The 26,000-nt window shown below is 69.7% G+C and carries 24 protein-coding genes; 9 read left to right on the top strand and 15 right to left on the bottom strand.

The annotated features are described in order from the left end of the window. Positions 1–2: 2 nt before the first annotated feature. Genes ACQ859_RS03125 through ACQ859_RS03115 form a run of 3 tightly spaced genes read left to right on the top strand, consistent with a single transcriptional unit; the run spans position 3 to position 2,612 of the window. Entirely contained in the window at positions 3–971 is a 969-nt protein-coding gene (locus tag ACQ859_RS03125; RefSeq protein ID WP_431264572.1) for an alpha-E domain-containing protein, read from the top strand. A gap of 16 nt (positions 972–987) precedes the next feature. Beyond that, positions 988–1,827, top strand: coding sequence for a transglutaminase family protein (locus tag ACQ859_RS03120; protein ID WP_431264571.1), 840 nt, complete (start codon positions 988–990; stop codon positions 1,825–1,827). A 50-nt stretch (positions 1,828–1,877) separates the two neighbouring features. Further along, positions 1,878–2,612, top strand: coding sequence for a peptidase (locus ACQ859_RS03115; protein ID WP_421035557.1), 735 nt, complete (start codon positions 1,878–1,880; stop codon positions 2,610–2,612). 33 nt (positions 2,613–2,645) lie between these two features. On the opposite strand, the gene ACQ859_RS03110 is transcribed toward ACQ859_RS03115, so the two are convergent. The 11 genes from ACQ859_RS03110 to ACQ859_RS03060 form a co-directional block, all read right to left on the bottom strand. Further along, positions 2,646–3,419: a tetratricopeptide repeat protein gene (locus tag ACQ859_RS03110; protein ID WP_431264570.1), complete on the bottom strand. Its 774-nt coding sequence runs from the start codon at positions 3,417–3,419 to the stop codon at positions 2,646–2,648. After that, entirely contained in the window at positions 3,416–3,982 is a 567-nt protein-coding gene (locus ACQ859_RS03105) for a TlpA family protein disulfide reductase (protein ID WP_431264569.1), read from the bottom strand. Before ACQ859_RS03105 ends, ACQ859_RS03110 begins: the two co-directional genes overlap by 4 nt. A 55-nt stretch (positions 3,983–4,037) precedes the next feature. After that, entirely contained in the window at positions 4,038–4,517 is a 480-nt protein-coding gene (locus ACQ859_RS03100; protein WP_431264568.1) for a YybH family protein, read from the bottom strand. Between the two features lie 54 nt (positions 4,518–4,571). Further along, the gene (locus ACQ859_RS03095; protein WP_431266450.1) at positions 4,572–5,339 is read right to left on the bottom strand and encodes an amino acid ABC transporter ATP-binding protein; all 768 of its coding nucleotides are present in this window, start codon (positions 5,337–5,339) and stop codon (positions 4,572–4,574) included. Positions 5,340–5,379: 40 nt separating this feature from the next. Next, positions 5,380–6,033: an amino acid ABC transporter permease gene (locus ACQ859_RS03090; protein WP_431264567.1), complete on the bottom strand. Its 654-nt coding sequence runs from the start codon at positions 6,031–6,033 to the stop codon at positions 5,380–5,382. Continuing rightward, positions 6,030–6,701 carry an amino acid ABC transporter permease gene (locus ACQ859_RS03085; protein WP_431259795.1) on the bottom strand — a complete coding sequence of 224 codons (672 nt, stop codon included), beginning with the start codon at positions 6,699–6,701 and terminating at the stop codon, positions 6,030–6,032. Before ACQ859_RS03085 ends, ACQ859_RS03090 begins: the two co-directional genes overlap by 4 nt. Positions 6,702–6,761: 60 nt before the next feature. Beyond that, positions 6,762–7,586, bottom strand: a complete 825-nt coding sequence (locus ACQ859_RS03080) for a transporter substrate-binding domain-containing protein (protein WP_431264566.1) — start codon at positions 7,584–7,586, stop codon at positions 6,762–6,764. Next, complete coding sequence (locus tag ACQ859_RS03075) at positions 7,583–8,383, bottom strand: GntR family transcriptional regulator (protein WP_431264565.1); 801 nt, start codon at positions 8,381–8,383, stop codon at positions 7,583–7,585. Before ACQ859_RS03075 ends, ACQ859_RS03080 begins: the two co-directional genes overlap by 4 nt. A gap of 149 nt (positions 8,384–8,532) precedes the next feature. After that, positions 8,533–9,309 (bottom strand): hypothetical protein, encoded by a 777-nt coding sequence (locus ACQ859_RS03070; RefSeq protein WP_431264564.1) that lies wholly within the window; start codon positions 9,307–9,309, stop codon positions 8,533–8,535. A 98-nt stretch (positions 9,310–9,407) separates the two neighbouring features. After that, positions 9,408–10,268 carry a carboxylating nicotinate-nucleotide diphosphorylase gene (gene nadC / locus ACQ859_RS03065; RefSeq protein ID WP_431264563.1) on the bottom strand — a complete coding sequence of 287 codons (861 nt, stop codon included), beginning with the start codon at positions 10,266–10,268 and terminating at the stop codon, positions 9,408–9,410. 49 nt (positions 10,269–10,317) lie between these two features. Next, positions 10,318–11,016, bottom strand: coding sequence for a fumarylacetoacetate hydrolase family protein (locus tag ACQ859_RS03060; protein WP_331615536.1), 699 nt, complete (start codon positions 11,014–11,016; stop codon positions 10,318–10,320). A 99-nt stretch (positions 11,017–11,115) separates the two neighbouring features. On the opposite strand from ACQ859_RS03060, the gene ACQ859_RS03055 reads away from it, so the two are divergent. Beyond that, a complete protein-coding gene (locus ACQ859_RS03055; protein WP_431264562.1) occupies positions 11,116–12,354 on the top strand; it encodes a septal ring lytic transglycosylase RlpA family protein in 1,239 nt (412 codons plus the stop codon). 75 nt (positions 12,355–12,429) lie between these two features. On the opposite strand, the gene ACQ859_RS03050 is transcribed toward ACQ859_RS03055, so the two are convergent. Further along, the gene (locus ACQ859_RS03050) at positions 12,430–13,278 is read right to left on the bottom strand and encodes an SDR family oxidoreductase (RefSeq protein ID WP_431264561.1); all 849 of its coding nucleotides are present in this window, start codon (positions 13,276–13,278) and stop codon (positions 12,430–12,432) included. A gap of 44 nt (positions 13,279–13,322) precedes the next feature. On the opposite strand from ACQ859_RS03050, the gene ACQ859_RS03045 reads away from it, so the two are divergent. Together ACQ859_RS03045 and ACQ859_RS03040 are read left to right on the top strand one after the other, a co-directional pair. Then, positions 13,323–14,477, top strand: a complete 1,155-nt coding sequence (locus tag ACQ859_RS03045; RefSeq protein ID WP_431264560.1) for a diguanylate cyclase — start codon at positions 13,323–13,325, stop codon at positions 14,475–14,477. Further along, entirely contained in the window at positions 14,477–15,667 is a 1,191-nt protein-coding gene (locus ACQ859_RS03040) for a GGDEF domain-containing protein (protein WP_431264559.1), read from the top strand. Before ACQ859_RS03045 ends, ACQ859_RS03040 begins: the two co-directional genes overlap by 1 nt. A 48-nt stretch (positions 15,668–15,715) precedes the next feature. Here the strand turns inward: ACQ859_RS03040 and ACQ859_RS03035 are convergent, their stop codons facing one another. The 3 genes from ACQ859_RS03035 to ACQ859_RS03025 all read right to left on the bottom strand — a co-directional run bounded on the left by ACQ859_RS03035 (position 15,716) and on the right by ACQ859_RS03025 (position 21,905). Then, positions 15,716–17,944 (bottom strand): TonB-dependent siderophore receptor, encoded by a 2,229-nt coding sequence (locus tag ACQ859_RS03035; RefSeq protein ID WP_431264558.1) that lies wholly within the window; start codon positions 17,942–17,944, stop codon positions 15,716–15,718. 403 nt (positions 17,945–18,347) lie between these two features. Continuing rightward, positions 18,348–20,051 (bottom strand): diguanylate cyclase domain-containing protein, encoded by a 1,704-nt coding sequence (locus ACQ859_RS03030; protein WP_431264557.1) that lies wholly within the window; start codon positions 20,049–20,051, stop codon positions 18,348–18,350. A gap of 216 nt (positions 20,052–20,267) precedes the next feature. After that, the gene (locus ACQ859_RS03025; protein WP_431264556.1) at positions 20,268–21,905 is read right to left on the bottom strand and encodes a CoA-acylating methylmalonate-semialdehyde dehydrogenase; all 1,638 of its coding nucleotides are present in this window, start codon (positions 21,903–21,905) and stop codon (positions 20,268–20,270) included. A gap of 152 nt (positions 21,906–22,057) precedes the next feature. On the opposite strand from ACQ859_RS03025, the gene ACQ859_RS03020 reads away from it, so the two are divergent. The 3 genes from ACQ859_RS03020 to ACQ859_RS03010 all read left to right on the top strand — a co-directional run bounded on the left by ACQ859_RS03020 (position 22,058) and on the right by ACQ859_RS03010 (position 25,981). Beyond that, complete coding sequence (locus ACQ859_RS03020) at positions 22,058–22,966, top strand: LysR substrate-binding domain-containing protein (RefSeq protein ID WP_431264555.1); 909 nt, start codon at positions 22,058–22,060, stop codon at positions 22,964–22,966. A 172-nt stretch (positions 22,967–23,138) separates the two neighbouring features. After that, positions 23,139–25,544: a S8 family peptidase gene (locus ACQ859_RS03015; protein ID WP_431264554.1), complete on the top strand. Its 2,406-nt coding sequence runs from the start codon at positions 23,139–23,141 to the stop codon at positions 25,542–25,544. Continuing rightward, the gene (locus ACQ859_RS03010; protein ID WP_431264553.1) at positions 25,541–25,981 is read left to right on the top strand and encodes a hypothetical protein; all 441 of its coding nucleotides are present in this window, start codon (positions 25,541–25,543) and stop codon (positions 25,979–25,981) included. The genes ACQ859_RS03015 and ACQ859_RS03010 overlap by 4 nt, the downstream gene beginning before the upstream one ends. The last annotated feature ends 19 nt before the right edge of the window (positions 25,982–26,000 follow it).

Genomic DNA, 26,000 nt, shown 5'->3' with positions numbered 1-26,000 from the left:
TCATGCTCAGCCGTACCGCCGCACAGCTCTACTGGATGAGCCGTTACATGGAGCGCGCCGAGAACCTGGTGCGCATGCTCGACGTCACGCACTCGCTGTCGCTGCTGCCGCAGTCGCGCGGGGCCGCGACGGAGCTCGCCGCGCCGCTGGCCGTCACCGGCACGCTCGAGGCCTACCAGGCGCGCCATCCGCGCCTGAGCGCGGAGCAGCTCTTCCGCTTCATGGGGATCGACCTGGAGAACCCGGCCTCGGTGCTGTCCTGCATCCGGCAGGCGCGCGAGAACGCGCACGCCGTGCGCGGCCAGATCACCGCCGAGATGTGGGAAGCCATCAACACCAGCTGGCTGGAAGCCCGCGAACTCGCGCGCAAGGGCGTGGCCGAGCCCTCGTCGTTCTTCGACTGGGTGAAAGAGCGCTCCCACCTGTTCCGCGGCGCGACCTACGGGACGCTGCAGCGCAACGACGCCTACTGCTTCATCCGGCTGGGCACCTTCGTCGAACGCGCGGACAACACCGCGCGGCTGCTGGACGTGAAGTCGCAGCTGATTGCGCCGGCGGTGGACACGCTCGCGCCGGTCGATGCGCCGAGCGAGAGCGCGCCCGACTTCTATGCGTGGAACGCGTTGCTGCGCTCGCTGTCGGCCTTCGAGGCCTACCACGCGGCCTACCGCGACAGCCTGAACGGCCGCCGCGTGACCGAGCTGCTGATCCTGCGCCCGGACGTGCCGCGCTCGCTGCGCGCGTGCTGCGACGAGATCCGTTCGGTGCTGCCGCAGATCGAGGCGCGCGGCGGCGACGAGGACGCGGGACGCAAGGTCAAGCAGAGCGCCGGCCGGCTGGCGCTGCGGCTGGAGTATGGTGCGGTGGACGAGATCCTCGAGCAGGGGTTGCATCCCTGGCTGACGGGATTCCTGGAGGACTCGGCGCGGCTCGGCCGGGACATCCAGCAGGCCTACTTCGAGGCGCAGTAACCACCAGGACCGGGCCATGCATCTGCACATCTCGCACGAGACCGTCTACGCCTACGATTCCCCAGTGGCGCGCAGCACGCAGTACCTGCGGCTGACGCCGCGGCCCACGCGCGGTCTGCGCGTGCTGCACTGGGCGCTGGAGCTGCCCTCGCCCGCGAGCGCCTGCAAGGACGCGTTCGGCAACACGATGCATGTGCTGAGCCTGGACGGCCCGCGGCGCGACATCGTGCTGCGCGCGGTCGGCGAGGTCGACACGGACGATGCGCCGCCCACGCCGGATCCGGAAGAAGAACTGCCCTCCCCGCTGTTCCTGCGCGACAGCCCGTTGACGCGCGCGGACGACCAGCTGCGGCAGTTCGCCGCTGGATTCTCGGACGCGGCGAAGGCCGACGCGCACGGCGCGCTGCTCGCGCTGATGGCGGCCATCGGCGAACGCATGCCGTACGTGCGGGGCTACACCGACGCGGCGACACCCGCGGCGGAGGCCTTCGAAACGGGTCACGGCGTCTGCCAGGACCATGCGCAGGTCTTCGTCTGCTGCGCACGATTGCTGGGGCTGCCGGCGCGTTACGTGTCGGGGTACCTCGCGACGGACTTCGAGCATGTGGCGAGCCACGCCTGGGCGGAGGTCCGCCTGCCCCCGGCCGACGGCGCCGCCCCGGCGCACGGCATGGCCGGCGGCTGGCTCGGTTACGACATCAGCAACCAGTGTCTGGCGGACGGGCGTTACGTGAAGCTGGCGACCGGGGCGGACTACCTGGACGCCTGCCCCGTGCGCGGTGTCCGGACCGGCGGCGGCATGGAGACGATGCGGGCGGAAGTGCTCGTGAAGCCCGGCACGTCCGACCAGCAATGAGCGCGCACCACGACGGCGCGCTGCAAGCCTGATGCGCTAACCTTCCGTCCATGACTTACTGTGTTGCCATGCGGCTGCGCGCCGGCCTGCTGTTTGCGTCGGACTCCCGCACGAACGCGGGCGTGGATCACATCGCCACGTTCCGCAAGATGAACCTGTTCGAGCAGCCGGGCGAGCGCCTCGTCACGCTGCTCACCGCCGGCAATCTGGCGACCACGCAGAGCGTGGTCAGCCTGCTGCGCCAGCGCGCGACCGTCAACGGCCGCCACCTGATGAGCCTGACGTCGATGTACGACGTCGCGGAACTGGTGGGCAAGACCTTGAAGGAAGTCGTGGCGCGCGACAGCGACGGCGTCGGCCAGTTGAACCAGGGCGTGGACTTCGGTGCCAACTTCATCGTCGGCGGACAGATCCGGGGCGAGGCGCCGCGCGTCTTCCACGTCTATCCGCAAGGCAACTTCATCGAGGCCACGGAAGACACGCCCTACGTGCAGATCGGCGAGTCCAAGTACGGCAAGCCCATCATCGACCGCGTCATCGACTTCGACAGCTCGCTGGCCGAGGCCACCAAGTGCGCGCTGATCTCGTTCGACTCGACGATCCGCAGCAACCTGTCGGTGGGCCTGCCGATCGACATGCTGCTCTACAAGACCGACAGCTTCGCGCCGGCCGAGCCGCACCGGATCACCAAGGACGATCCGTATTTCAAGACGATCAGCCAGGGCTGGGGCGGCGGCTTGAAGCGGGTGTTCGAGCAACTGCCGGACGACGACTGGTTCGCTTGAGCGGACGGGGCCGACCGTTCCGGTCGAATCGGATCAGGACGGCTTCTGCGAAGCCGCCGCCTTCGGGCGCTGATCGCGGATGAAGGTCAACTCCCCCTTCGCGAGCTGACTGTCCGGTTCATGGGTCAGGGACTTCCGGTAGGCAGCTTCCGCCTCGTCCCAGCGACCGAGTTCCACCAGGGCGTAGCCTTGACCGCGCAGTGCGACGGCGCGTCGGTGGGCCTGTTCGTCCTGGTCATCGAACTCCGCATTGACCTCCGCCTCGCGGTAGAGCGCCAGGGATCGCAGCGGCTGGCCGATCAGCGACAGGACATGGGCGAGCTCGCTCTTGTAGCTCGAGTTGCAGGGCGCCATTGGCAGCAGCTGTTCAAGCACTTCCCGGGCCTCGGGCAACCGTTTCAACTCCACCAGCTGATAGGCTTGGCTGAACAGCACGTTGCACGGCAGGTCATCCATCACGACGATGCGCACCCGCTCGGCGTTTCCCATCGCCTTCAAGGCGACGAAGCGGGCCATCTCCGCGTCATTGCCGCGATGGCAGAAGTAGTCGACGCCCGGCTCGGCAAGCTCGGCTCGCAACTCCTCGCTGAGCGTCTGGAGCTGGGCGAGTCCTTCTTCCTTCTTGCCCGCGCCAACGAGGGTCATGGCGGCGCTGTAGCGCGTCTGGTGTTCCGGAAGGATCCGGGGCACGGGCGCCTCGGCGGCGGCGGACTCCTCTGACGTGCCTTGCGCCAAGGCCAAGGACGCGGCGAGCGTTCCCGCCACCACGGCACCCAAGGTGCGGGCGATGCCATTGAATCGGCTCATGGCGCGGACGGTCCGGAAGTGCCCGCGCCGCCCTCGGACGACGGCGGAACCGGCTTCGCGAGTTGCGCATTGATCTCCTCAAGGATCCGCTCCAGCGAGTCCTCGCCGTAACCACGGTGCATCGCGGCGATGCGACCGTCGCGGTCGATGATGAACAGGTGCGGCAGCGCGTTCACGCCATAGGCTTTCTGAGCGCTCTTGTCGGCGTCGCTGACGAGCAGGAGCTTGAAGTCCTTCATGATGCCGGCCACGCGGCGGAAGACCTTCCTGTCCTCGGTGTTCACCGCGATCACCCGCAGCCGCCCCTTGGCGACGTTCTGCAGGCTCTCGAGCTGCGGCAGTTCCTTCAGGCAGTACGGGCACCAGGTCGCCCAGAAGGTGACCACCACGATCTGGCCGCGATGGGTGGCCAGGCTCAGTTCGTCGCCGCCCAGGGTTCGACCGAGCCGCTCGGGCGCGAGATCACCCTGCGTCAGACCTTCGGCATGGACAGCCCCAGCGACCATCGCGCAGACGGCCAGCAACGTCCCCGCCAGACGGCGGGCTCCGGATCCGAATCTCATGGGTGACTCCCTGTCACGGCGCGCGGTCGACACGCCGCTTCCGTGGAGAGCGATGCTAACGCGCCGGCTTGCAGTCGCAGACTTCGCTGCCGTTGTCGAAGACGACGCGCCAGCGACCGTCCGCATCGAGCCGCCACGTCGATGCGAAGCGCGCGACCAGCTTGTCCTTCACGTGCACCGGGCCGGTGGAGTACCCGAGCTTGCCGTCCGGCAGCATTTCAACGAGATCGGGCGCCCAGGAGAACGGCGCTTCGGGGCCATCGAAAAAGCGTTTCCAGTGCGCCAGCACGGCGGCCCGGCCGCGCAGCGGCTGCTTGCCGTCGATGAAGACCGCATCTTCGGCGACGAACTCGGCGAAGGCCTTGAAGTCCCGCTTCGCCATCGTGGCGGCGAAGGCGACTTCGGCATTGCGCACAGGATTGCCGTCGCCAGCGGCGGATTGCTCCGCGGCTTGCGACGACGTCGTGGCAGCCGTGCCCAACGCACTGGCGGTCAGCGCAAGTGTGGATCGGAGGATCGAGCGGCGGTCGGGCATGGCGGGGCTCCTCGGCGTGCGCGGCCAGTCTAGGCCGCACCCCGGCCCCTGCCATCAGTCATCCAGCGACTTCAGGAACTGCTTCAACTCCGGCGTCCTCGGCGAGCCGAACACATCGGCCGGCGTGCCGATCTCATGGACGCGCCCCTGATGCATGAAGATCACCCGATCCGCGACCTTGCGCGCGAAGTTCATCTCGTGCGTGACCATCAGCAGCGTCATGCCTTCGTCGGCCAGCGACTCGACGACGCGCAGCACCTCGCCGACCAGCTCCGGATCGAGCGCCGAGGTGATCTCGTCGCACAGCAGCACCTGCGGTTCCATCGCCAGCGCCCGCGCGATCGCCACGCGCTGCTGCTGTCCGCCGGAGAGCTGATCAGGCATGGCGTCGAACTTCTCCGCCAGACCGACCCGCGCCAGCAGCGCGCGCGCCTGCTCGGCGGCGTCCCGTTCGGAGCGCCGCTTCACCAGCGTCGGCGCCAGCATCACGTTGCGTCCGACGCTCAGGTGCGGGAACAGGTTGAAGCTCTGGAAGATCATCCCGACCTGCTGCCGCAGCGCGCGCATCGCCATCGCGCTGTCGTGCAACAACGGCTTGTCGGCCACGCGCAGCGATCCGTCCTGGAACTGCTCCAGCCCGTTGATGCAACGCAGCAGCGTGCTCTTGCCCGAGCCGCTCTTGCCGATCAGCGCGATCACCTCGCCGCGCATCACGTCCAGGTCGATGCCCTTGAGCACCTCGTTCGTCCCGTAGGACTTGCGCAACGCGGTGATGCGCACGATCGGCACGCGGGGCGCGGGCATGGTCATCGGCGGGTTCATGTCGTCGATCGGATGGTCGATCACGTGATCGACCAGCTTGTCAGGCAGTGCGGCCATGCTGCTTCCTTTCGAGGTGTTGGGCGGCCAGGCTCACGGGGAAGCACAGCACGAAATAGAACAGCGCCACGCAGCCGAAGACCAGGAAAGGCTTGAAGCTCGCGTTGGCGATCATCCCGCCGGCCTTGGTCAGCTCCACGAAGCCGATCACCGAGGCCAGCGCCGTCCCCTTGATGACCTGCACCAGGAATCCGACCGTGGGGGCGATCGCCAGGCGTGCCGCCTGCGGCAGGATCACATGCCGCAGCTGCTCGCCGAAGCTCATCGCCAGGCTGCGCGCGGCTTCCCACTGGCCGCGCGGCACGGCCTCGACGCAACCGCGCCAGATCTCGACCAGATAGGCACTCGTGTAGAGCGTCAACGCCAGCGAGGCCGCCGTCCACGCCGAGACGTCGATGCCCAGCAGCGACACGCCGAAGTAGGCGAGGAACAGCTGCATCAGCAGCGGCGTCCCCTGGAAGATCGCGACGTAGGCGCCGATCACGCGCTGCGTCTTGCGACCCAGGCCGATGCGCAGGCAGAGCAGCGTTCCTCCGACCAGGCCGCCACCGATGAAGGCGATCAGCGACAACGCGACCGTCCAGCGCAAGGCGAGCGCGAGGTTGCGCAGGATGTCCCAGAGGGTGAACTCGATCATGAGCGCCTCCCGCCGCCGAAGAACCACTTCGGTCCCGCCCAGAGCAGGAGCCGTCGTGTGATCAGCGACAGCGCCAGGTAGATCGCCAGCGCGACGAAGGTCGCTTCGAAGGCGCGGAAGTTGCGGCTGTGGATCAGGTTGGCGGCGTAGCTCAGTTCCTCGGTGGAGATCTGGCCGCACACCGCCGTGCCGAGCATCACGATGACGATCTGGCTGGTCATCGCGGGCCACACGCGCTTGAAGGCCGGCGGCAGGATCACGCGCGTGAAGACCTGCGTCGGACCGAGGGCCAGGCTTTGCGCCGCCTCCCACTGGCCCTTGGGCGCGGCCTGGATGCCGGCGCGCAGGATCTCGGTGCCGTAGGCGCCGAGGTTGAGCGTCATCGCGATCAGCGAGGCGGCCTCCGGCGACAGCTTCACGCCCAGCGCCGGCAGGCCGAAGAACACGAAGAACAGCTGCACGATGAAGGGCGTGTTGCGCAGCAGCTCGACGTAGACGCCGACGCCGCGCCGCAGCGCCGTCGACCCGCAGGCGCGCGCCCACGCGCCCAGCGTCGCGATCAACAGGCCGAGCGGCACGGCGATCACCGTCAGCCCGACCGTCCACGCGAGGCCGCGCAGCAGCAGCGGCCATTCGGCGAGGACGGCGCCGAAGTCGAACTCGATCATGGGCGGCTCCCGGAGTGCCTGCTAAGCGCGATCAATGCCGTCGTGCTGCGAGATCGCCGCTCAGAGCGGCAGCTCGCCCGCGCCGCGGCCCAGCCACTTCTTGGAAAGCGCTTCGAGTTCCCCGCCCTGCTTCGCGGCGGCGACGATCGCGTTGATCTTGGCGAGGAGCGCGTCCTCGCCCTTGGCCACGCCGATGAAGCACGGGCTGTCCTTGAGCAGCAGCTTGTATTCGATGTTCAGGCCGGGCTGGCGCTGCATCAGGTTGCCGGCGACGGCGGCGCTGGTGGCGACCACCTGCGTCTGGCCGGCGGCGAACGCGGCGATGGTCGCGTTGTTGTCCTCGAAGCGCTTGAACTCCAGCGTCGTCGGCGCGACCTTGGCGAGCTCCTGATCCTCCATCGCGCCGCGCGTCACCGCGACGGTCTTGCCGGCGAGGTCGGCGAAGCTCTTGATCGCCAGGCTCTTGGGCGCGAAGACCGCTTGATAGAACGGCGCGTAGGCCGAGCTGAACGAGATGACCTTCTCGCGCTCCGGGTTCTTGCCGAGCGTGGAGATGACGAGGTCGGCCTTCTTCGTCTGCAGGTACGGAATGCGGTTGGCGCTGGTGACCGGCACCAGCTCGACCTTCACGCCGAGCTTGGCGGCGATCAGCTCGGCCATCGCGACGTCCAGGCCTTGCGGCTTCATGTCGGGACCGACGAAGCCGTAGGGCGGGTAGTCGGTCGGGATCGCGATCTTGATGGTCTTGGACTTGGTGATGGTGTCCAGCGCGGTCTGCGCCCGCGCGCCCAGCGACAGGACGCCCAGGCCGAGGCCGAGACCCGCCGCCAGCAGCAGGCGACGCGGCAGGACAGCGCGGACGGAGGGACGGACGGCGTGGCTCATAACAAGGCTCCTAGGTAGGGGGCGGGGGCGGAATCGGAAGCGTCGGCCGTCGCCGCGCGAGCGCGCGAGCGGCGCGCCGGCGGAGCGGAAGACGATGGGACGGAAGGCGATGCGGAGGCGCTCGACGCCAACGGCGAGAGCGCCTGGCGCAGGTGATGCAGCGGGTCGTCGGTCTGCGTCTCCAGCTGCAGCCCGGCCTGCACGCTGGCGAGGTGTTCGGCCATCAGCGCCTCGGCGCGGACGGCGTCGCCCTGTTCCAGCGCGGCGACGATGGCGACGTGCTCCTGGCAGGACTGCGCGGCGTCGTGGGACGACTGGTAGAGCATCGCGATCAGCGTGGTGCGCGCGGTGTAGTCGCGCAGCGTGTCGGCGAGCAGGCTGTTGCCGAGGCACTCGGCCAAGCAGACGTGGAAGTCGCCGAGCAGGAAGCTGCGCGCGCCGATGTCGTCGCCGCGCAGGGCGGCCTTCTCCTGCGCGAGGTGTTTCTTCAAACGCGTGAGCGCGGGTTTGTCGAGCGGGCGTCGGCCGCGCAGCAGGCCGAGCTCGATGACGCGGCGCGCCTCGAAGGCTTCACGGGCTTCGTCGCGGGAAGGCGCGATGAGGTACCAGCCGCGGCGCGCGCTGACGGTCACGATGCCGCGCGCGGCGAGTCGGGTCAGCGCCTCACGGACGATGGTGCGGCTGCAGTCGAAGAGCAGCGCGAGTTGCTGCTCGCCGAGGCGCGTGCCCGGCGCCAGCTTCTGCGCGAGCACGGCATCGATGATGCGCTGGCTGATGTCGGTGGCGGTGATGCCCATGCACGGGGCTTTGCAGCTTCCGTGCCAGCGCGGGTCCACCCTGCCTTCCCAGGCTCGTCTGTCTTGTATGCAAGCCAGAACGACACCCACGCACCGCCGTTGCGCACAAGCTTGGTGTGGCGGGCACTGTCGCAGTGCCTGCCTGGCCGTCAATGCGGCCACGCGGCCTCGATGTCGTTCATCGCAGGCCGGCGAAGACCCTGGTCTTCTTCGGATCGTTCCGCCTGGTCCATCAGGAATGGCGCGTGCTTGATCTTCTCGTAGAGATTCAGCAGTCGACTCTCCGCCCTCTCGAGAAGAGTGTCGTAACGCATCAGCGTGACAGTGGTCTGGGGCCCACTACTCCAGGCCTCCTCTTCCCCGCGTTCGATGTCTTCTCCAAGAACATAGCAATCGATCTTCGTGTGCGCCTTGAAGCATCCGCGGTTCCGAAGCTCCTTCACGTACTTCAACACCTGCGACCGCTCGGTATCCCCGATCTCCGTGCCGGTCGTCTTCAGTTCAATGATTGCGAGATGCTTGATGCCGTCGACCTCATGCGAGCCGCCAAAGGACGGGCAGGCATAGAGCCCGATGCTGCTATCGGGTAGAACCACGAAATCAGGACGATTCCGGGAGCCGACTGCCATCGGATCCTTGAGGAATTTCCGGATCACTCGCGTCATGCCGAGGTTCGCCGTAAATTCAGCTGACTCGAACTCCGGGCCGAACATCCACAACCCGTGCGCGAAGAGCGGCTGCAGTTCGTGGACTTCATCGACACCCACCACGTCGAGCTTGCCGCGAAGCTCGGCCATCAGCCGCAGACGGCACTCGACCTCATTGAGCACCAGCATCGCCATGCTGGCCGGCCAGCGGCTCAGGATGTCGCGGAGCGCGCCCGGATTCGCATTGGGCACGTGCTCATCGTTGCAAGCTTCAATCAATACTGTCTCCTTCGGTTGGGAAGACAGCCAGTGTCTGAAAGAACTTCGGCGCCGAATATGGCGCCGAATTGCAGGAGTCGCTGATATCGAAGTCAGCGTCAGCCGTCGACCCGCATCGAGTAGTCAACCGCCCTCGCGTCCTTGGTCAGGCGTCCGACCGAGATGCGGTCGACGCCCGTGGCCGCGATCCAGCGCAGCTGGTCGATGGCCACGCCGCCGGAGACTTCCAGCAAGGCCTGACCCCCGGCGATCGCCACCGCCTCGCGCATCATCGGCTCGCTGAAGTTGTCCAGCAGCACGCTGACCGCGCCGGCCTTCAAGGCCTCGCGCAGCTGCTCGATGGTCTCGACCTCGACCTGGATGGACACGCCGGCCTCCAGCGCCTGCGCCTGCTGCAGCGCCTGCGTGACGCCGCCGGCCGCGGCGATGTGGTTCTCCTTGATCAGGATCCCGTCGTAGAGGGCCAGGCGTTGATTCGCCCCGCCGCCCACGCGCACCGCGTACTTCTGCGCCAGCCGCAGGCCGGGCAGCGTCTTGCGCGTATCCAGCACCGCGCAACCGCGCGGATTCGGGCTCGCGCCCTCGATCGCGCGCGCATGCGCCCGCGTCGTCGTCGCCGTGCCCGACAGCAGCTGCAGGAAGTTCAGCGCCGGCCGCTCGGCCGACAGCAGCGACCGGCCTTCGGCCTCGATGCGGCAGACCACCGTGTCGGGCGCCATGTCGGCGCCCTCTTCATACGACCACTCGATCCGCGACGACCCGTCCAGCGCGAGGAACACGCCCTCGAACCAGTCGCGGCCGCACAGCACCGCCGCTTCGCGCACGCGGACATGCGCCGTCACGCGCCGGCCCGCCGGCACCAGCCGCGCGGTCCAGTCGCTGACGCCGATGTCCTCGAACAGCGCATCGCGGATGTTGCGCGCGCGGGCCTCGTCCAGGGTCTCGTTGTGGTCGAACATCGTCGCGGGTCTCTGCCTTACGCTCGTTGAAGTTGCTCGTTGAACGGGTTTACTCGGCCTCGCCGATCGTGATCGACAGTTCACCGAAGCCTTCGATCACGCCGGTGATCTTGTCGCCCGGCTTCACCGGACCGACACCTTCCGGCGTGCCCGTGTAGATCAGGTCGCCCGGCTCCAGGTGGTAGAACTGCGACAGGTTGGCGACCAGCTCCGGAATGCTCCAGATCATGTCCGACAGGTCGCCGCGCTGCTTCTCCACGCCGTTCACCGACAGCGTGATCGCGCCCTTCGTCAGGTCGCCCTGCTCTGAACGCGGCACCAGCTCGGTGATCACCGCCGAATGCTCGAAACCCTTGCCCAGGTCCCAGGGCCGGCCGATGGCCTTGGCCTCGTTCTGCAGGTCACGGCGCGTCATGTCCAGTCCGGCGGCGTAGCCCCAGACCGCGTCGCCGGCCTGCTCGGGCGTCGCCTTGAACACCGGCTTGCCGATCGCGACGACCAGCTCCATCTCATAGTGCAGGTTCTTCGTCCCCGGCGCGTAGGGGATGGTGCCGCCCGACGGCGCCAGCGCGCTGGCCGGCTTGGTGAAGTAGAACGGCGGCTCGCGATCCGGATCGCTGCCCATCTCGCGGGCGTGGGCGGCGTAGTTGCGGCCGACGCAGAAGATGCGGCTGACGGCGTAACGCGCGTCGGTGCCGCGCACGGCCACGGCGGCCTGCGGCGCTGGGGAGAAGATGTAGGTGCTCATGACGGTGCGGACGTAACGATCGAAACGATCATGAAAGGGAAGAAGGGTGCGCGCAGCATAACCTTGGCAAATCCGCGCCGCATTGCTAGGGTTGCGGCCATGTTTGAAGCCCGCCCCGCCGGTCAGCGCCTGACCGTCCTGACGTGTGCCCTGATCCTGGCCGCCTGCGCCAGCCCTGGCCCCTCCTCCAACCGTTCCTCGTCCGGCGGCTCCAAGGTGTCCTCCTGGCCCGACCGGGACGGCCCCGACGCCGTCGTCCCGCCCGACCTCAAGAAGGTCCCGGATGCCGTGCCCAAGCTGGAATCCATCCGCAAGGGCGGCCCCAACAAGCCGTATGAGGTGCTCGGCGAACGCTACGAGCCGATCGCCGAGGACAAGCCGCTGGTGCAGAAGGGCCTCGCGTCCTGGTACGGCCGCAAGTTCCACGGCAAGCCGACCTCCAGCGGCGAGATCTACAACATGTACGCGATGACCGCCGCGCACGCGACCATCCCGATCCCGAGCTACGCCCGCGTGCGCAACCCGAAGAACGGCCGCGAGATCATCGTGCGCATCAACGACCGCGGCCCCTTCCACAAGGGCCGCATCATCGACCTGAGCTACACCGCCGCGCTCAAGCTGGACGTGCTCAACGGCGTGGCGCCGGTGGAGATCGAGCGCATCACCTACGAGGACATCCGCACCGGCGCGTGGACGCGCGACCGCGACACGCTGTCGCCCGATCCGAAGGTCGCCCCCGACACCCCCGTCTACGCCGCCGCCACGCCGAGCGGCGCGCCCGACCTGACGACCACCGCGCAGATGCGTCCGGCCGTCACGCCGGTCCCGGCACAGGTGCCGCTGCCGACGCCGGTGATCCCGCCGATGGCCAAGGCGGACCGGCCCGCGACGTCGTCGACGCCTTCCGCGTCGCCCTCGACGGCCCCCTCAGGAATGGCGGACGCGGGCATGACGCCGATTCCCATCACGGCCCTGCCGCCCGGCAGCGATCTGCCGCCATCGGGCCAGTCCAAGGCCGACGCGATGGCGGCCGCCACGGCCGGCGTGATCGCCGCGACCGACCCGCAAGCGCCGGTGCCCGCGCTGAAGATCACCGCCGCTGCACAGGGCTACTGGCTGCAGTTCGGCGCGTTCTCGCGCATGGAAGGCGCCGAGCAGCTGCGCGAGCGCTTCACCCGCGGCATGGAGGAGCTCGCACCGATGCTGACGATCTTCAAGGACAAGAACCTGCACCGGCTGCAGGCCGGCCCGTTCGCGAGCCGCGAGGACGCCCGCGCCGCCGCGGACCGCGTCCGGACCTCGATGGCGCTGACGCCGATCCTGGTCGAACGGCGCTGAGCGCCGCCGGGCGTCACGCGCGCTCAGCGCCCGGCTCGCTGTCCGGGCTGCGGCGGCGAGGCGGTGCAGCCGGCCTCAGCGCCCGCCCGCCACGTCCAGCGTGGCGCCGACGGTGAAGCTCGCGGCGTCGGACATCAGCCAGGCGATCGCTTCGGCGATCTCCTCCGCGCGGCCGAGCCGGCCGATGGGAATGCCCTTTGCCGCCTCCGCCAGCAGCGCGGGGAGCTCCTCCGCAGGGAGGCTGTCGGCATGGATGTCGGTCTCGATGATGCCGGGGCGAATGCCGTTGACGCGGATGCCCTGCCCGATCAACTCATGCCCCAGGCTCAGGGTCAGCGTGTCCACTGCGCCCTTGCTGGCGGCGTAGTCGGCGTAGAGGTTCGCCGATCCGCGCTGCGCCGCGCGCGACGACAGGTTCACGATCGCACCGCCGGGTCCGCCATGCGCGGTGCTCATCCGCGCGGCGGCTTGCTGCGTGCAGTAGATCAGCCCGAAGACGTTGACCTCGAAGACGCGTCGAAGGCGCTCCGGCGTGAGGTCCGGCAGCGAGGCCTTGCGGCCCACCATGCCGGCGTTGTTCACCAGTCCGGTGAGCCGGCCGAGCCGCGCATCGATGTCCGCGAACATCGCCGCGACCTGCGCGGGATCGGCGACGTCGGCGCGGATGGTCACCGCCCGCCGTCCCAGCGCGCGCACGCGGTCCGCGATGGCTTCGGCGGCGGCGGCATCCTGCCGGTAATTGAGGGCGAGGTCATGACCGCGCGCCGCCAGCAGCAGCGCGGTCGCCGCACCGATGCCGCGGCCGGCGCCGGTGATCAGCGTGATCGGGGCGGGCGAGGCGGCCGTCGTCGCCGGGCGATCGGCCTCGCGGGTCGTCGCGGCGAGGCCGCCGGCCCCCTCCGAGTCAGGGACATCATTCGTCATGCACGCGATTGTGCGCGCGACATCGCTTTGCGATGATGGTCCGCATGCCGCCGCTCGACGCCGCCACGCTGCTGATGGTGATCGCCGTGATCGACGCCGTCGCGTGTGTCGTCTGGCTCGCGCTCGGTGATGTGCTGCGCATCGCGCCGCGCGCGTCGCGGCGGATCTCCGCCCATCACGGCCTGCTCGCCTTGAGCTGGTGGCCCGCGCTGCCGGCCTCGATGGAGCGGCTGGTCGGGCTGCCGCTGGACCTCGTCGCCGCCGGCTTCCTCACCGCGGGCGCCCGCGCCCTCACGCGGGATCGCGACAACGCCCGCGACATCATCGCCATCGTGCTGCTCGGCGTCGTCGCCGTCGCCTGCACCGCCGGCGATCCGGATCCCGACCGGGCCCGCGCCTTCTCCAACTTCATCGTCGGCGTGCTGGCATTGATGGCCGCGCGCGACGTGGCCATCGGCACGGGCTTCCGCATCGCGCTGACCAGCGTCCTGGTCCTGCCCTTCGTCGCCTTCGCCATCGTCTGCATCTGGCGTACGGCGACCTTGCTCGGCTGGCTTCCTCCGGCGTACGTCCTGGCGGGACCTGGCACCAACGTGCCGCTGGTCCTGCTGATCCTCGTCGTGGACGTGACCATGGCCACCGGGCTGATCGCACTCGTCATCCAGCGCCTGATCGCGCGGGTGCGCCATCTGATGCGGCGCGACGCGCTGACCGGCCTGCTCAACCGCCGCGCCCTGGAGGAGCACCTCGTCCGCATGCAGGCGCGGACCGACCGGGGCCGGCGCAACGCCGTGCTGGTGCTGGACGTCGACCACTTCAAGCGCATCAACGACGAACTCGGCCATGCCGGCGGCGACGCCGCGCTGCAGCACCTGTCGGCCGTGCTCGGCGAGACGCTGCGCGATGCGGACTGCATCGGCCGCCTGGGCGGCGAGGAGTTCGCGGTGCTGCTGCCCGACACCGACCTCGACGGCGCGTTGCTGGTCGCCGAGCGGCTGCGTGACCTGCTGCAGCGGCAGCCGCTGGCCTGGGGCGACAAGATCTGGCCGATCAGTGCGAGCTTCGGCGTGGCGACGATGCGGTCGGGCGACGCCAACGGCCACGGCGCGCTGTCGAGGGCCGACGCGGCCATGTACGCGGCCAAGGCGCGCGGACGCAACCGCGTGCTCAGCGCCGCCGGCGAAGCGGAGTTCGCCTGATGTTGCCCGTCGCCGATCCGGTCTCGCTGATCGCCGCGCTGGTGGTGCTGTTCGGCGTCGCGGCGGCGGTGTGGCTGATGATGGCCGTCGGCCTGCGCGAGTCGCCCTGGGCCTGCGCGAGCGTCGCCGCCGCGAACGGGGCGCTCGGCGCGTCCTTCCTGCTGCACGACGCGCTCGGCCTGGTGCCGCGGATGACCTATGGCTGGTCGGACTTCCTGTCGGTGGCCGCCTTCGGCTTCATCCGCGTGACGGTCCCGCTGGTCGGCGACCGGCCGGCGCCCTGGCGCGCCACGCTGTTCGTGATCATCGGCGTCGGCCTGCTCACCGCGCTCTTCACGCACGGTCCGGAAACGCTGCCGCACAAGCTGATCCTCTTCGGCACGATGTGCGTGCTCGCGCTGCTGGCGGCCGTCGATGCCTGGCGGCTGATGCGCGCGCGCGGGCTCCACGTGCGCGCGGCGCTGCTGCTGGCATCGCCGCTGGTGGTCGTCGGTCTCCTGCTGCTCTCGCGCCCGCTGGAGGCGGCGCTCGCGCCGGGCCGCACCGAGGACATCGACGTGGCCAGCGCCTTCAACCTCGCGTGGCTGTGGGCCTCGCTGGTGCTGGCGCTGCTGATCAACGGCTGGATCGCCTTCCTGCTGCTGATGAAGCTGGTGCTGGAGATCCGCCGCCTGACCGAGCGCGACCCGCTCACCGACGCCCTCAACCGCCGGGCCTTGTCCGAGGCGGTGGACCTCGAGCACTCCCGTCTGATGCGCGGTCACGGTTACGCGCTGGTGCTGCTGGACCTGGACCGGTTCAAGCGCTTGAACGACACGCTCGGCCACCCGGCCGGCGACGCGGCGCTGAAGTCGCTGGTGGCGCTGCTGCGCCCCTGCCTGCGCGAGGTGGACCGCTTCGCCCGCCTGGGCGGCGAGGAGTTCTGCGTGCTGCTGCCCGATACCGGCATCGCCGGTGCGGCGCTGGTGGCGGAGCGGATGCGGTCGTTGCTCGCGGAACATCCGTTCACGTGGGAGGGTCAGGCCTGGCCACTGACGGCGAGCTTCGGCATCGCCGAGTCCGCCCCCGAGGACGCCAGCGCCGCGGAAGTGCTCAAGCGCGCCGATCAGGCGCTCTACCGTGCGAAGGGACAGGGCCGCAACGTCGTGCAGGCGGTGGAGCTGGAGCCGGTGCCGAAGCCTGCGCGCTGAACCTTTCCGCCGGAGCGGTGCGGCCCGGCGCCCCGGTGGCGCACCGCGTCAGAACCGGCCGCGCACGCTCAGCATCACGCTGCGCGGATCCCCGTAGTTGGGATAGTCGAGGTTGGCCCAGTAGGTCTTGTCGAGCGCATTGCGGACCGACAGGCCCAGGCTGAAGTGGTCGTTCAGCTGGTAGTTCGCATGCAGGTTCAGCAGCACGAAGGCGCCTTGCGTGACCGTCGTCGCGACCAGCGTCGGATGCGGGATGCCGAAGCCCGTGACCGTGCTCTGGTAGTTCAAGCCGCCGCCGACCGTCAACCGTTCCCAGCCGCCGCCGAGCCGGTAGCTCGTGTTCAGCTGCAGCGTGTGCTTGGGCAGGTTGGCATAGATCAGGTCGGACGGGTGGCGCGTGATGCGCGTGTTGGCGTAGCCCGCGTTCAAGGTCCAGCCCGGTGCAAGCTGGCCGGAGACATCCAGCTCGAAGCCCTTGGTCTTCGTGCCGTTCACGCCGATGAAGGCATTGCTGCCGTCCGGCAGCGAGCCATCGGGGACCGAGGTGTCCTTCACCGCATAGTTGTCCTGCTTGGCCTCGAAGACCGCCGCGGACACCGCCAGCCGCTTGTCCAGGAACTCGCCCTTGAGGCCGAACTCCGTGTTGCTGCCACGGACAGGCGCGAGCAGGTTGTCGTTCTTGTCCTTGTTGTTCTGCGGCTTGAACAGGTCGGTGTAGCTCGCGTAGAGCGAGACCGCGTCGTTGATGTCGTAGACGACGCCGAAGTACGGCGACACCTCGTCGGTGACCTTGTACGCGCCGGTCCGGGCCGTGAAGTTGCCGGCCGCGTTGAACGCGTCGGTGCCGGTCTTCCAGTAGCTCAGCCGCGCCCCGGTGATCAGCGACAGCGGCTCCAGGAGCTTCCAGCGACCCATCGCGAAGACGCCGCTCTGCTCGGTCTCGGCGACGCGCTTCGCGCCGGTGGCGCTGAAGGTCGGCGCCGGCGCGTTGCCGTCCCAGGTGCGGATGTCGGGGATGTTGTAGCTCCACGAGGCGACCGAGGTCAGCGTCGGCGTGGTCGTCGTCGTCTTCACGCCGTTGGCGCCGATCACCAGGTCGTGCTTGCGCCCGAACAGGTCGAGCGTGCCCGAAGCGTAGAGGTCGAGGCTGTCGCGCTTCTCCCAGCTCTTGCCGACGGCGGCCAGCAGCTTGAGCCCCGCGCCGGTCTTCGGATCCGGATAGCCGCTGGCATAGGTCCGCAAACTGAAGGTGTTGCCCTCGCTGTGGTTGGCGATGGCCTTCAAGGTCCAGTCGCCGGCCAGCTTCTGCTCGAGCTGCGCGTAGGCCGTGCCGTTGTGGCGCGACCAGCGCGTCCATGGTGGCGAGAAGCTGGTCTCGCGCGGCAGGCCGGCCAGCGAGCCGTCCGAGGCGAAGCGCGGGATCGTGCCCCAGATGGGGCCCTTGGGCACGTTGTTCTGGTCCTGGTAGCCGAGCGTCAGCGTCGTGCTGTCCGTCAGGTCCGCCTCGACCGTCGCCATGAAGGCGGTCTTGGTCTCGCTGTGGCGGTCGCGGTAGCCGTCCTTCTCCTGCGCCGAGGCGATCAGGCGCGCACGCACGCGGCCGTCGCGGGTGATCGGCGTGTTGAGGTCGGCCTCGACGCGGTGGAAGTCGTCCGAGCCCATCACCAGCCCGCCGTAGGCCGAGAAGACTTTCTCCGGCCGCTTGCGGATCATGTTGACCGTCGCGGACGGAATGCCGGCGCCGGTGGTCAGGCCGTTGGCGCCGCGCACGACGTCGATGCGCGAGTAGAAGACCGTGTCGTATTCCTGCTGCGTGCCGCCGCTGTAGGTCGGCACGCCGTCGATCTGGAAGTCGGTGATCTGGAAGCCGCGCGCGAAGTACAGCGGACGCTGCGTGTCATAGAACGACACGTTCACGCCGGTGATGTTCTGCATCACGTCGTTGATGCTGATCAGCGTCTCGTTCTCGAGGCGGCTCGCGTCGAGGCTGCTCATCGACTGCGGCGTCTCGCGCGCGGTCAGCGGCAGGCGCGTACTCGCGCCTTCGAGCTTCTTGCGCGCGGCGCTGATGGTCACGCGGTCGAGCGCGCGGCGGCGGTCGGCGCGGGTCGCGCCTTCGCCGGAGGATTCAGCGGCGGCCTCGGCGGCTTCGGCCGCCTGCGCGTCCGGCGCATCGGCATCGTGGGCAGGCACCGGCGTCGACTGGGCCACGGCGGCGCCGGCGGACAGGAGGAACGCGACGGCGGCCGCGACAGGGGTTCGGGAGGAGCGTGACATGGGAAAGAGCAGCATCGAGCAGGCGTGAGCCCGCATACCGGCGCGCGCAAGCGCACCAGCCCTGGGGAGGGAGGTGGAGGACGAAGGCTTGCGGGATCGGCTCCGGGGTCGCGCGACGCGGGCAACAGGCGTTGCCGGGCGCGAGGGAGCGGAAGATCAGGCTGGCGGGAGGTTCATTGGTGGGCTTTTACCCGCCAGATGAGAACTGTTCTCATTGTAGAAACAGTCTCAGCAGGGGCTGAGGCAAAACCTGTCACCTTGTGCGGTCTTCAGGCCGGGCCTCGTTCGAATCGCCAAGCGCGGGCCAAGCGCGGGCTCTCCACGGGGCATGGGGCGCCCCTCCAGGGACCCCAAGCCCCATTCCGGCCCCAGGGGAAGTCGTTGGTCTCGGCGAGAAGCCGGGTCAAGCCAGGGCGACGCGGTTGCGGCCCAGGTGCTTCGCGCGTTCGACGGCGGCGTTGGCGCGCGCGATGAGGAGATCGGTCGCGTAGGGCGGCGCGCTTGCCAGGCCCATGCTCAGCGTCACGTCCAGGCCCGGCGCGAGCTCGCTCCACGGGTGCACCGAGACGCTGGCACGGATGCGCTCGCAGACCTCGAAGCCGCGGTCCGCGATGGTGTCGGGGAACACGACGAGGAACTCCTCGCCGCTCCAGCGCAGCAGCAGGTCGGACCCGCGCGTGTTCTCGCGCAGCAGTTCGGCGAGTTCCTGCAGCACCCGGTCGCCGATCTCGTGTCCGTGGCGCTCGTTGATGTTGCGCAGGCCGTCGGCATCGATCAGGGCGACGGTCAGCGGGCGGGACTCCTGCTCCGCCGTGCGCAGCAGCGGCGGCAGGCGCGCCTCCAGGCAGCGACGGTTGCCCAGGCCCGTCAACGGGTCCTTGAACTCGGCGGCATCGCGCGCGGCGACGCTGGCCGGGTCGGCGGCGAATTCGGCCTCCATCCGCGAGACGAAGTACTGCGATTGCGCCATCAGCTGCGAGACCGCGCGGCGGCGCTCCAGCGTCCGCGCCTGTTCGAGGTGGAACAGCGAGGGCCCCAGCAGCGCGAGGGCCTTCGCGGCCCGGTAGCTGGCCTGGTGCAGGCGCACGCGCAGGAACAGCGGCACGTCGCTCAGCGGCGGGTTCCCCGATGCGGTGGGCGTGGTGGGCATTGCGGGCGTGGTGGGCCCGCTACCGGTCGCGCCCTGTTCGGTCTCGTCGCGCAGGGCCTGCAACTGCTGCCAGGCGGCGGTGGCCTGGCCGCGCGCGAGTTGCAGCTCGGCGAGCATGCAGCGCAGGCGCCAGTCCAGCAGCCGGAAGCCCGCGCGCGCGCATTCGTCGCGGGCCTCGATCAGCAGCGGTTCCGCTTCATCGAGACGCCCCATCAACAGGAGCACCTCGCCGAAGTTGGAGGCGGTCAACGCGATGCCGTAGCGATCACCGAGCTGCAGCGAATGCGGCCGCGCGTCGCGGGCCAGTTCGAGCGCGCGTTCGAGCGTGCGCGTCGCCTGCTCCGGTGCCGCGCCGTCGCGCTGCAGGTGGTACGCGCCGATCGCGACGGTGCACAGATTCGTCAGCGTGACGACGCGCTCGAACGGCGAGGGGTTGGTGCGGAGCAGGCCCGCGGCCTCGCTCATCAGGCGCTCGGCCTGCCAGGGGTCGCCCATGCGTTCGAAGCAGGCGCCAAGACCGTTCAGCGCGACGGCGTGCAGCCGCAGATCGCCGAGTTCGCCGGCGAGCTTCAGCGCCTCATGCGCGCAGGCCAGTCCTTGCTCGTAGGCGCCCAGCTCGCAGGCCGCGAGGCTCATCCAGCGCAGCAGTTCGCACATCGCGGGGCTGGCGCCCAACGGACGCATCAGGCGCAACGCGCGCTCGCCGACGTCGAGCATGCCGGGCAGGTCGCCCATGCGCAGCCGGAAGAAGCTGCGCAGCTTGCCGGCCTCGGCCTGCTCGTTGATGAAGCCCTCGGCATCGGCGCGGGCCCAGACCGCATCGGCCAGCGCGACGCCGTCGTCGAGCCGCGCCTGCTGCTGCGCGAGACGCGCGCGCTCGAGCAGCTCGCTCAGCGGCAGGCCGTCGAGCGCAGCAGGCAGGGTCGGGTCGGAAGAGGGGTCGCCGGTCGGAAACATCCGGCAAGGTTAGCCGATCAGCGGCGTGCGACGGCCGCTGGCCCTCACCCCTGCCCTCTCCCGCAAGCGGGAGAGGGAGCAAGAGCACCGAGCCTCGCGGGCACTCCCGCAAGCGGGAGAGGGGGAAAGAGGCGCCAGCGCTGCGAGGGGAGCCGGTCGAACTCCCTCTCCCGCTTGCGGGAGAGGGTGGGGGTGAGGGCCAGCGACCGTGGCAGTTCACTTGCTCGTGGGCATCACGAATTCGGCGCCCTTGGCGATGCTGGCGGGCCAGCGCTGCATGACGCTCTTCTGCTTCGTGTAGAAGCGGACCCCCTCTTCGCCGTAGGCGTGCATGTCGCCGAAGAGGCTCTTCTTCCAGCCGCCGAAGCCATGCCAGGCCATCGGCACCGGGATCGGCACGTTGATGCCGACCATGCCGACCTGCACGCGACGCGCGAACTCGCGGGCGACATTGCCGTCGCTGGTGAAGCAGGCGACGCCGTTGCCGAACTCGTGCGCGTTGACGAGGTCCAGCGCCTCGCCGAAGTCCTTGACCCGCACGCAGGCGAGGACCGGGCCGAAGATCTCTTCCTTGTAGATGCGCATCGTCGGCTGCACGTTGTCGAACAGCGTGCCGCCGGTGAAGAAGCCGTCGGGCAGTCCATCGACGCGATGGCCGCGGCCATCGACGACGAGCGTCGCGCCTTCCTCGACGCCGTGGGCGATGTAGTCCTCGATGCGATCGCGCGCCTCGCGCGTGACGATCGGCCCCATCTCGGCGTCGAGCGCCATGCCGTTCTTGATCTTGAGCGCCTTCGCGCGCTCGGCGAGCAGCGGCACGATGCGGTCGCCGACGTCACCGACCAGCACCGCCACCGAGATCGCCATGCAGCGCTCGCCCGCCGAGCCGTAAGCGGCGCCGATCAGCGCATCGACGGCCTGGTCGATGTCCGCATCCGGCATGACGACCATGTGGTTCTTCGCGCCGCCGAGCGCCTGCACGCGCTTGCCGTTGCGGGCGCCCGTCTCGTAGATGTACTGCGCGATCGGCGTGGAGCCGACGAAGCTCAGCGCCCGCACGTCGGGATGGTGCAGCAGCGCGTCGACGACCTGCTTGTCGCCCTGCACGACCTGGAAGATCCCGTCGGGCAGGCCGGCCTGCTTGAAAAGCTCGGCGATGGCCAGGCTCGGCGACGGATCGCGCTCGCTGGGCTTGAGGATGAAGGCGTTGCCGGTGGCGATGGCCAGCGGCGCCATCCACATCGGGACCATGAACGGGAAGTTGAACGGCGTGATGCCGGCGACGACGCCCAGCGCCTGGCGCGTGGTCCAGTTGTCGATGCCGGTGGAGACCTGTTCGGTGTAGTCGCCCTTGAGCAGTTGCGGCACGCCGCAGGCGAACTCGACGACGTCGATGCCGCGGCTGACCTCGCCCTGCGCGTCGGTGAAGACCTTGCCGTGCTCGGCGGTGATCATCGCGGCGAGGCGGTCGCGGTGCTGGTTCAGCAGGTCGAGGAACTTGAACATCACGCGCGCGCGGCGCAGCGGCGGTGCGTCCGCCCAGGCGGGGAACGCGGCCTGCGCGGCCGCGACGGCGGTGTTCACGTCGTCGGCGCTGCCCAGCTGGAGCTGCCGCGCCACCTGCCCGGTCGCCGGATTGAAGACCGCCTGGCTGCGGCCGGACGTGGCCGGCACGCGCTCGCCAGCGATGAAATGGGTGATGTCGGCACCGTCGGTGAAGGCGGCGGGGGCGTTGGCGGACGAGGTCACGGCGGTCTCCTGCTTCTGGGCCCTCGCTGCCGCGCGGACCTGTTGGGGTGGGAACGAGTCTAGGCACCGTCCCCTCCCCTGCCTAGCCCAGATCGACAACCACATTGTTCGATAGACTGAACAATCATGACCCGTCGCGCTCTCTCCCGCCCCCTTCCCCTCCGGCCCTGGGTACCGAGGCGCCTGCCGCGGCCACGCTCGCGGCTCCGCAAGAAGTCGCAGGCGCCTCGCCCCTCCGAGGAGACGCACGGGATGAGTTGCTGTGGTCTCAGCTGCAGGCGCTGATCGCGGTGGCGCGGCTCGGGAGCTTCACCAAGGCAGCGCAGCGGCTGGGCCTGTCGAAGGCGGCGATCAGCCAGCGGGTGGCCGAACTGGAACGTCACCTCGAGCAGCAGCTGGTGCAGCGCACGACGCGTTCAGTGCGCCTCAGCGAGGCGGGGTCGCGACTCGTCGAACAGGCGGAGCCGGGCCTCGCGCTGCTGAGCCGCAGCCTGAGCGAGGCGCGCGAGGCCGCGGGCGCACCGCGCGGGCTGCTGCGCGTGACCGCGCCGGTGGCGCTCGGCAGACAACACGTGGCCCCGGCGCTGCCGGCGTTCTTCGAGCGCTATCCGGAACTGCGGATCGAACTCGACCTGTCGGACCGGCTGGTGCCGCTGGCGCAGGAGGGCTTCGACCTGGCGATCAGGCACACGAGTGCGCCGCCGGAAACGCATGTGGCCTTCAGGCTCTGCGGCTCTCGCGCGTTGCTCACGGCCAGCCCGGCCTATCTGGAGCAGGCGGGCGTTCCGCAGCATCCGGCGGAACTGGCGCGGCACCGCTGCCTGCCCTACCTGCGACCGGGGCCGGCGCAGTGGTTCTTCGAGCGGAGCACGAGCGATGCGGCGCCCGATCGCATCCGCGTGCCGGTCCAGGGCCATTTCCGCGCAAGTAACAGCGAGGTGCTGCGGGACGGCGCGCTGTCGGGTCTCGGCATCGCGCTGCTGCCGGACTTCAGCGCACGGGACGCGATGCGGGAGGGCACGCTGGTCGAGGTGTTGCCCGACTGGCGCGCGGTGGGTTTCTTCGGCGATGCGATCTACGCGATCCACCCGTGGAGCAGCCACACCCCACAGGGCGTGCGCTTGCTGATCGACCACCTCAAGGCGGTCATGCGCGAGGGGTATTGACCCCGGCGCCGACCGGCATCCAGCCTCCCCCACAGTGGGGAGCTACCCCTTACCTGTGGGGCCTCCACCTCCCTCCCATGGGGGCAGTCATCCCTAGAGCGACAGTTTTTTCGCGCGGCACTGCCGCCGAAAGTCGCCCCGGGCGGTCGATGTTGGCCGTCAGGAGACAGGTATGAATTCGTTGTCAGTGATGCGTCGTCGCATGGCCGCCTGGGCGGTCCTGTGCGGTGCGACCGCCGCCCTGCTGGGCATGAACCCGGCTGCGGCACAAACCCTCCGGCCGGACACCGACCTGGTGCCGGGCGTCCAGTTGCGCACCGGGGAGACCCTGCGCGTGACCGGCTATGCCGCGCTGCGGGCGAAGGCCTTGCAATCGCCGCGCAAGGTGCGCGTGATCGCCAGGCTGTCCGCCCTGGCGACCGGTGACGGCGTCAGTGCCGAACCGCTGCGCGCTCTCGGCGAAACGCCCGCCATCCGCGTCGCGCGTGACCAGCTGGTGCTGCGTCTGCGGGCGCGCGGTGCGGAGGCCGTGGCGGGCCTGCCGGACACCGCGCTGGTGGTGATGGAGGTGGACGCCGCGCAGCTGGACGCGCTCGTCGCCAACGGCGAGGTGGCGGAACTCACCGAGGACGTGCCGGTGCCGACGACGCTGGCCGATTCAGGCCCGCTCGTGCGGGCGCCGCAGGCCCAGGCGCTCGGCGCCCGCGGCGCGGGCACCACGGTCGCGATCCTCGACACCGGCGTGCAGTCCAACCATCCGTTCCTGACCGGACGCGTGGTGGAGGAGGCCTGCTTCTCGACGACCTCGGCGGCCAACAACTCGACCTCGGTGTGCCCGGGCGGCGCCTCGAGCAGCACCGCCGCCGGCTCCGGCGCGGCCTGCGCGATCAGCGGCTGCGACCACGGCACGCACGTGGCCGGCATCGCGGCGGGCCGCGCCAGCGGCGCCACCACCTTCAACGGCATGGCACCCGACGCCAGCATCATGGCCGTGCAGGTGTTCTCGCGCTTCACCGACTCGCCGGGGAACACGCCCTGCGCGAGCCAGGGCAAGGCCTCGCCCTGCATCCTGAGCTTCACCTCCGACCAGATCCGCGGCCTGCAGCGCGTGCTGGAGCGGGTCGCCGCCCGCAACATCGTCGCGGCCAACATGAGCCTGGGCGGCGGCGTGAACGCGGCAGCCTGCGACGCGGACGCCCGCAAGGACGTCATCGACGACCTGCTCGCGGCGCGCGTGGCGACGGTGATCGCCTCGGGCAACAACGGCGCGTCGACCGGCGTCAGCGCGCCAGGCTGCATCTCGACTGCGGTGACGGTGGGATCGACGACGAAGACCGACGGCATCTCGAGCTTCTCCAACAGCTCGACGCTGGTCGACATCCTGGCACCGGGATCGAGCATCAACTCGTCGGTGACCGGCGGCGGCTTCGGCGTGAAGAGCGGCACCTCGATGGCGACGCCGCACGTCGTGGGCGCCTTCGCCGCGATCCGCTCGATGGTGCCGGGCGCCAACGTCAACGACATCCTCGGCGCGCTGCAGTCGACGGGCGTCGCGATCACGGACAGCCGCAACGGCGTCACGCGCCGGCGGATCAACATCGAGGCCGCCGTCAACCAGCTGGCGCCGCAGCCTTTCGCGCTGTCGGCCGGCATGCTGTTCCAGATGCACGCCAACGGCCGCATCTGGGCCCACACCGGCGTGGCCTGCTCCGGCACCGCGTGCCCAGGCTGGGTGCTGCTCGACGCGAACCCCGCGACACGCGCCATCGCGGCTGGCGGCAACGCGCTGTACCAGCTGCATGCCGACGGCAAGATCTGGCGCTACACCGGCATCCGCTGCGGCGGCGCCTCCTGCCCGGGCTGGCAGATGCTGGACAACAACCCCGCGACCAAGCAGATCGCGGCGGGCGGCACCGCGCTCTACCAGCGGCATGCGGACGGGAAGATCTGGCGCTCGACCGGCGCGGCCTGCTCGGGCAACAGCTGCCCGGGCTGGACGATGCTCGACAACAACCCGGCCGCGATCGACATCGTCGCGGACGGCACGCGGCTCTACCAGCTGCACAACACCGGCGCGATCTGGCGGTCGACCGGTGCGGCGTGCTCGGGCAACAGCTGCCCCGGCTGGACGATGCTCGACAAGAACGCCCATACCAAGGCGCTGGCAGCGGCGGGCGGGCAGCTTTTCCAGCTGCATGACACCGGCGCGATCTGGCGGTCCACCGGCGTGGTCTGCTCGGGCAACAGCTGCCCCGGCTGGACGATGCTGGACAACAACCCGGCGGCGCGCGAGATCGCGGCCAATGTCGGCGGCCTGTTCCAGCGCCATGCGGACGGGAAGATCTGGCGCTCGACCGGCGCGGCCTGCTCGGGCAACAGCTGCCCGGGTTGGACGATGCTCGACAACAACGGCGCCACAGTGCAGATCGAGGCGACCGCGAGCGGCCTGTTCCAGCGTCACAGCAACGGCCGCATCTGGCGGTCGACCGGCGCGGCGTGCTCGGGCAGCAGCTGCCCGGGCTGGGTGATGTTGGACAACAATCCGGCCACGAGCACCATCGTCACCGCGCAGCCATGAAGTCCCGGTCACCGCGTCTGTCCCGCGTCCCCCTGCCGGTCGGACTGATCGCCGCCCTGGCGTTCATGGCCGCCGTGGTGGCGGGAGACGGCGGCGCGGTGACTGGAGGTCCGGGCGCGACGGCGGCCTCCGCCGCCCGCCCGGCGGCTTCACAGCAGGAGTGTTCCGCGATGGATCGCATCGAAGGCGCCGAGGCGCTGCTCGCCGCCATGGACCTTACGCCGACCCGAGTCGTGCGCGTGCTCGTCAAGGCGAGGTCGAGTCCGGAGGCGCTGGCCGACCTCCAGCGCGCATTGCAGGCGGCGAAGGTGGCCATCGATCCCGTCGGTCGCGGCCCCTGGCTGGTGGCGGAACTCCATGCCGCTCAACTGCGGGCGCTGCTGGCGACGTGCCAGGTGCTGGCCGTCCAGCGTGATCAACCCGCGCCGACGGACTGAGGGCCGCCTCCCGCGGCCG

This window comes from Roseateles chitinivorans, from assembly GCF_050632235.1.
Classification (GTDB): Bacteria; Pseudomonadota; Gammaproteobacteria; order Burkholderiales; family Burkholderiaceae_C; genus Roseateles; species Roseateles chitinivorans_A.
This window is presented reverse-complemented; position numbering and strand designations above follow the sequence as displayed.

What these genes read in the sequence shown, in the direction of transcription:
- ACQ859_RS03075 (WP_431264565.1), bottom strand. Translation starts at nt 8,383, where the DNA reads ATGGGCATCACCGCCACCGACATCAGCCAGCGCATCATCGATGCCGTG.
- ACQ859_RS03010 (WP_431264553.1), top strand. Translation starts at nt 25,541, where the DNA reads ATGAAGTCCCGGTCACCGCGTCTGTCCCGCGTCCCCCTGCCGGTCGGA.
- ACQ859_RS03060 (WP_331615536.1), bottom strand. Translation starts at nt 11,016, where the DNA reads ATGAGCACCTACATCTTCTCCCCAGCGCCGCAGGCCGCCGTGGCCGTG.
- nadC (WP_431264563.1), bottom strand. Translation starts at nt 10,268, where the DNA reads ATGTTCGACCACAACGAGACCCTGGACGAGGCCCGCGCGCGCAACATC.
- ACQ859_RS03025 (WP_431264556.1), bottom strand. Translation starts at nt 21,905, where the DNA reads ATGTGGTTGTCGATCTGGGCTAGGCAGGGGAGGGGACGGTGCCTAGAC.
- ACQ859_RS03120 (WP_431264571.1), top strand. Translation starts at nt 988, where the DNA reads ATGCATCTGCACATCTCGCACGAGACCGTCTACGCCTACGATTCCCCA.
- ACQ859_RS03040 (WP_431264559.1), top strand. Translation starts at nt 14,477, where the DNA reads ATGTTGCCCGTCGCCGATCCGGTCTCGCTGATCGCCGCGCTGGTGGTG.
- ACQ859_RS03125 (WP_431264572.1), top strand. Translation starts at nt 3, where the DNA reads ATGCTCAGCCGTACCGCCGCACAGCTCTACTGGATGAGCCGTTACATG.
- ACQ859_RS03105 (WP_431264569.1), bottom strand. Translation starts at nt 3,982, where the DNA reads ATGAGATTCGGATCCGGAGCCCGCCGTCTGGCGGGGACGTTGCTGGCC.
- ACQ859_RS03015 (WP_431264554.1), top strand. Translation starts at nt 23,139, where the DNA reads ATGAATTCGTTGTCAGTGATGCGTCGTCGCATGGCCGCCTGGGCGGTC.
- ACQ859_RS03095 (WP_431266450.1), bottom strand. Translation starts at nt 5,339, where the DNA reads ATGAACCCGCCGATGACCATGCCCGCGCCCCGCGTGCCGATCGTGCGC.
- ACQ859_RS03050 (WP_431264561.1), bottom strand. Translation starts at nt 13,278, where the DNA reads ATGACGAATGATGTCCCTGACTCGGAGGGGGCCGGCGGCCTCGCCGCG.
- ACQ859_RS03090 (WP_431264567.1), bottom strand. Translation starts at nt 6,033, where the DNA reads ATGATCGAGTTCACCCTCTGGGACATCCTGCGCAACCTCGCGCTCGCC.
- ACQ859_RS03085 (WP_431259795.1), bottom strand. Translation starts at nt 6,701, where the DNA reads ATGATCGAGTTCGACTTCGGCGCCGTCCTCGCCGAATGGCCGCTGCTG.
- ACQ859_RS03100 (WP_431264568.1), bottom strand. Translation starts at nt 4,517, where the DNA reads ATGCCCGACCGCCGCTCGATCCTCCGATCCACACTTGCGCTGACCGCC.
- ACQ859_RS03110 (WP_431264570.1), bottom strand. Translation starts at nt 3,419, where the DNA reads ATGAGCCGATTCAATGGCATCGCCCGCACCTTGGGTGCCGTGGTGGCG.
- ACQ859_RS03035 (WP_431264558.1), bottom strand. Translation starts at nt 17,944, where the DNA reads ATGTCACGCTCCTCCCGAACCCCTGTCGCGGCCGCCGTCGCGTTCCTC.
- ACQ859_RS03055 (WP_431264562.1), top strand. Translation starts at nt 11,116, where the DNA reads ATGTTTGAAGCCCGCCCCGCCGGTCAGCGCCTGACCGTCCTGACGTGT.
- ACQ859_RS03045 (WP_431264560.1), top strand. Translation starts at nt 13,323, where the DNA reads ATGCCGCCGCTCGACGCCGCCACGCTGCTGATGGTGATCGCCGTGATC.
- ACQ859_RS03080 (WP_431264566.1), bottom strand. Translation starts at nt 7,586, where the DNA reads ATGAGCCACGCCGTCCGTCCCTCCGTCCGCGCTGTCCTGCCGCGTCGC.
- ACQ859_RS03115 (WP_421035557.1), top strand. Translation starts at nt 1,878, where the DNA reads ATGACTTACTGTGTTGCCATGCGGCTGCGCGCCGGCCTGCTGTTTGCG.
- ACQ859_RS03030 (WP_431264557.1), bottom strand. Translation starts at nt 20,051, where the DNA reads ATGTTTCCGACCGGCGACCCCTCTTCCGACCCGACCCTGCCTGCTGCG.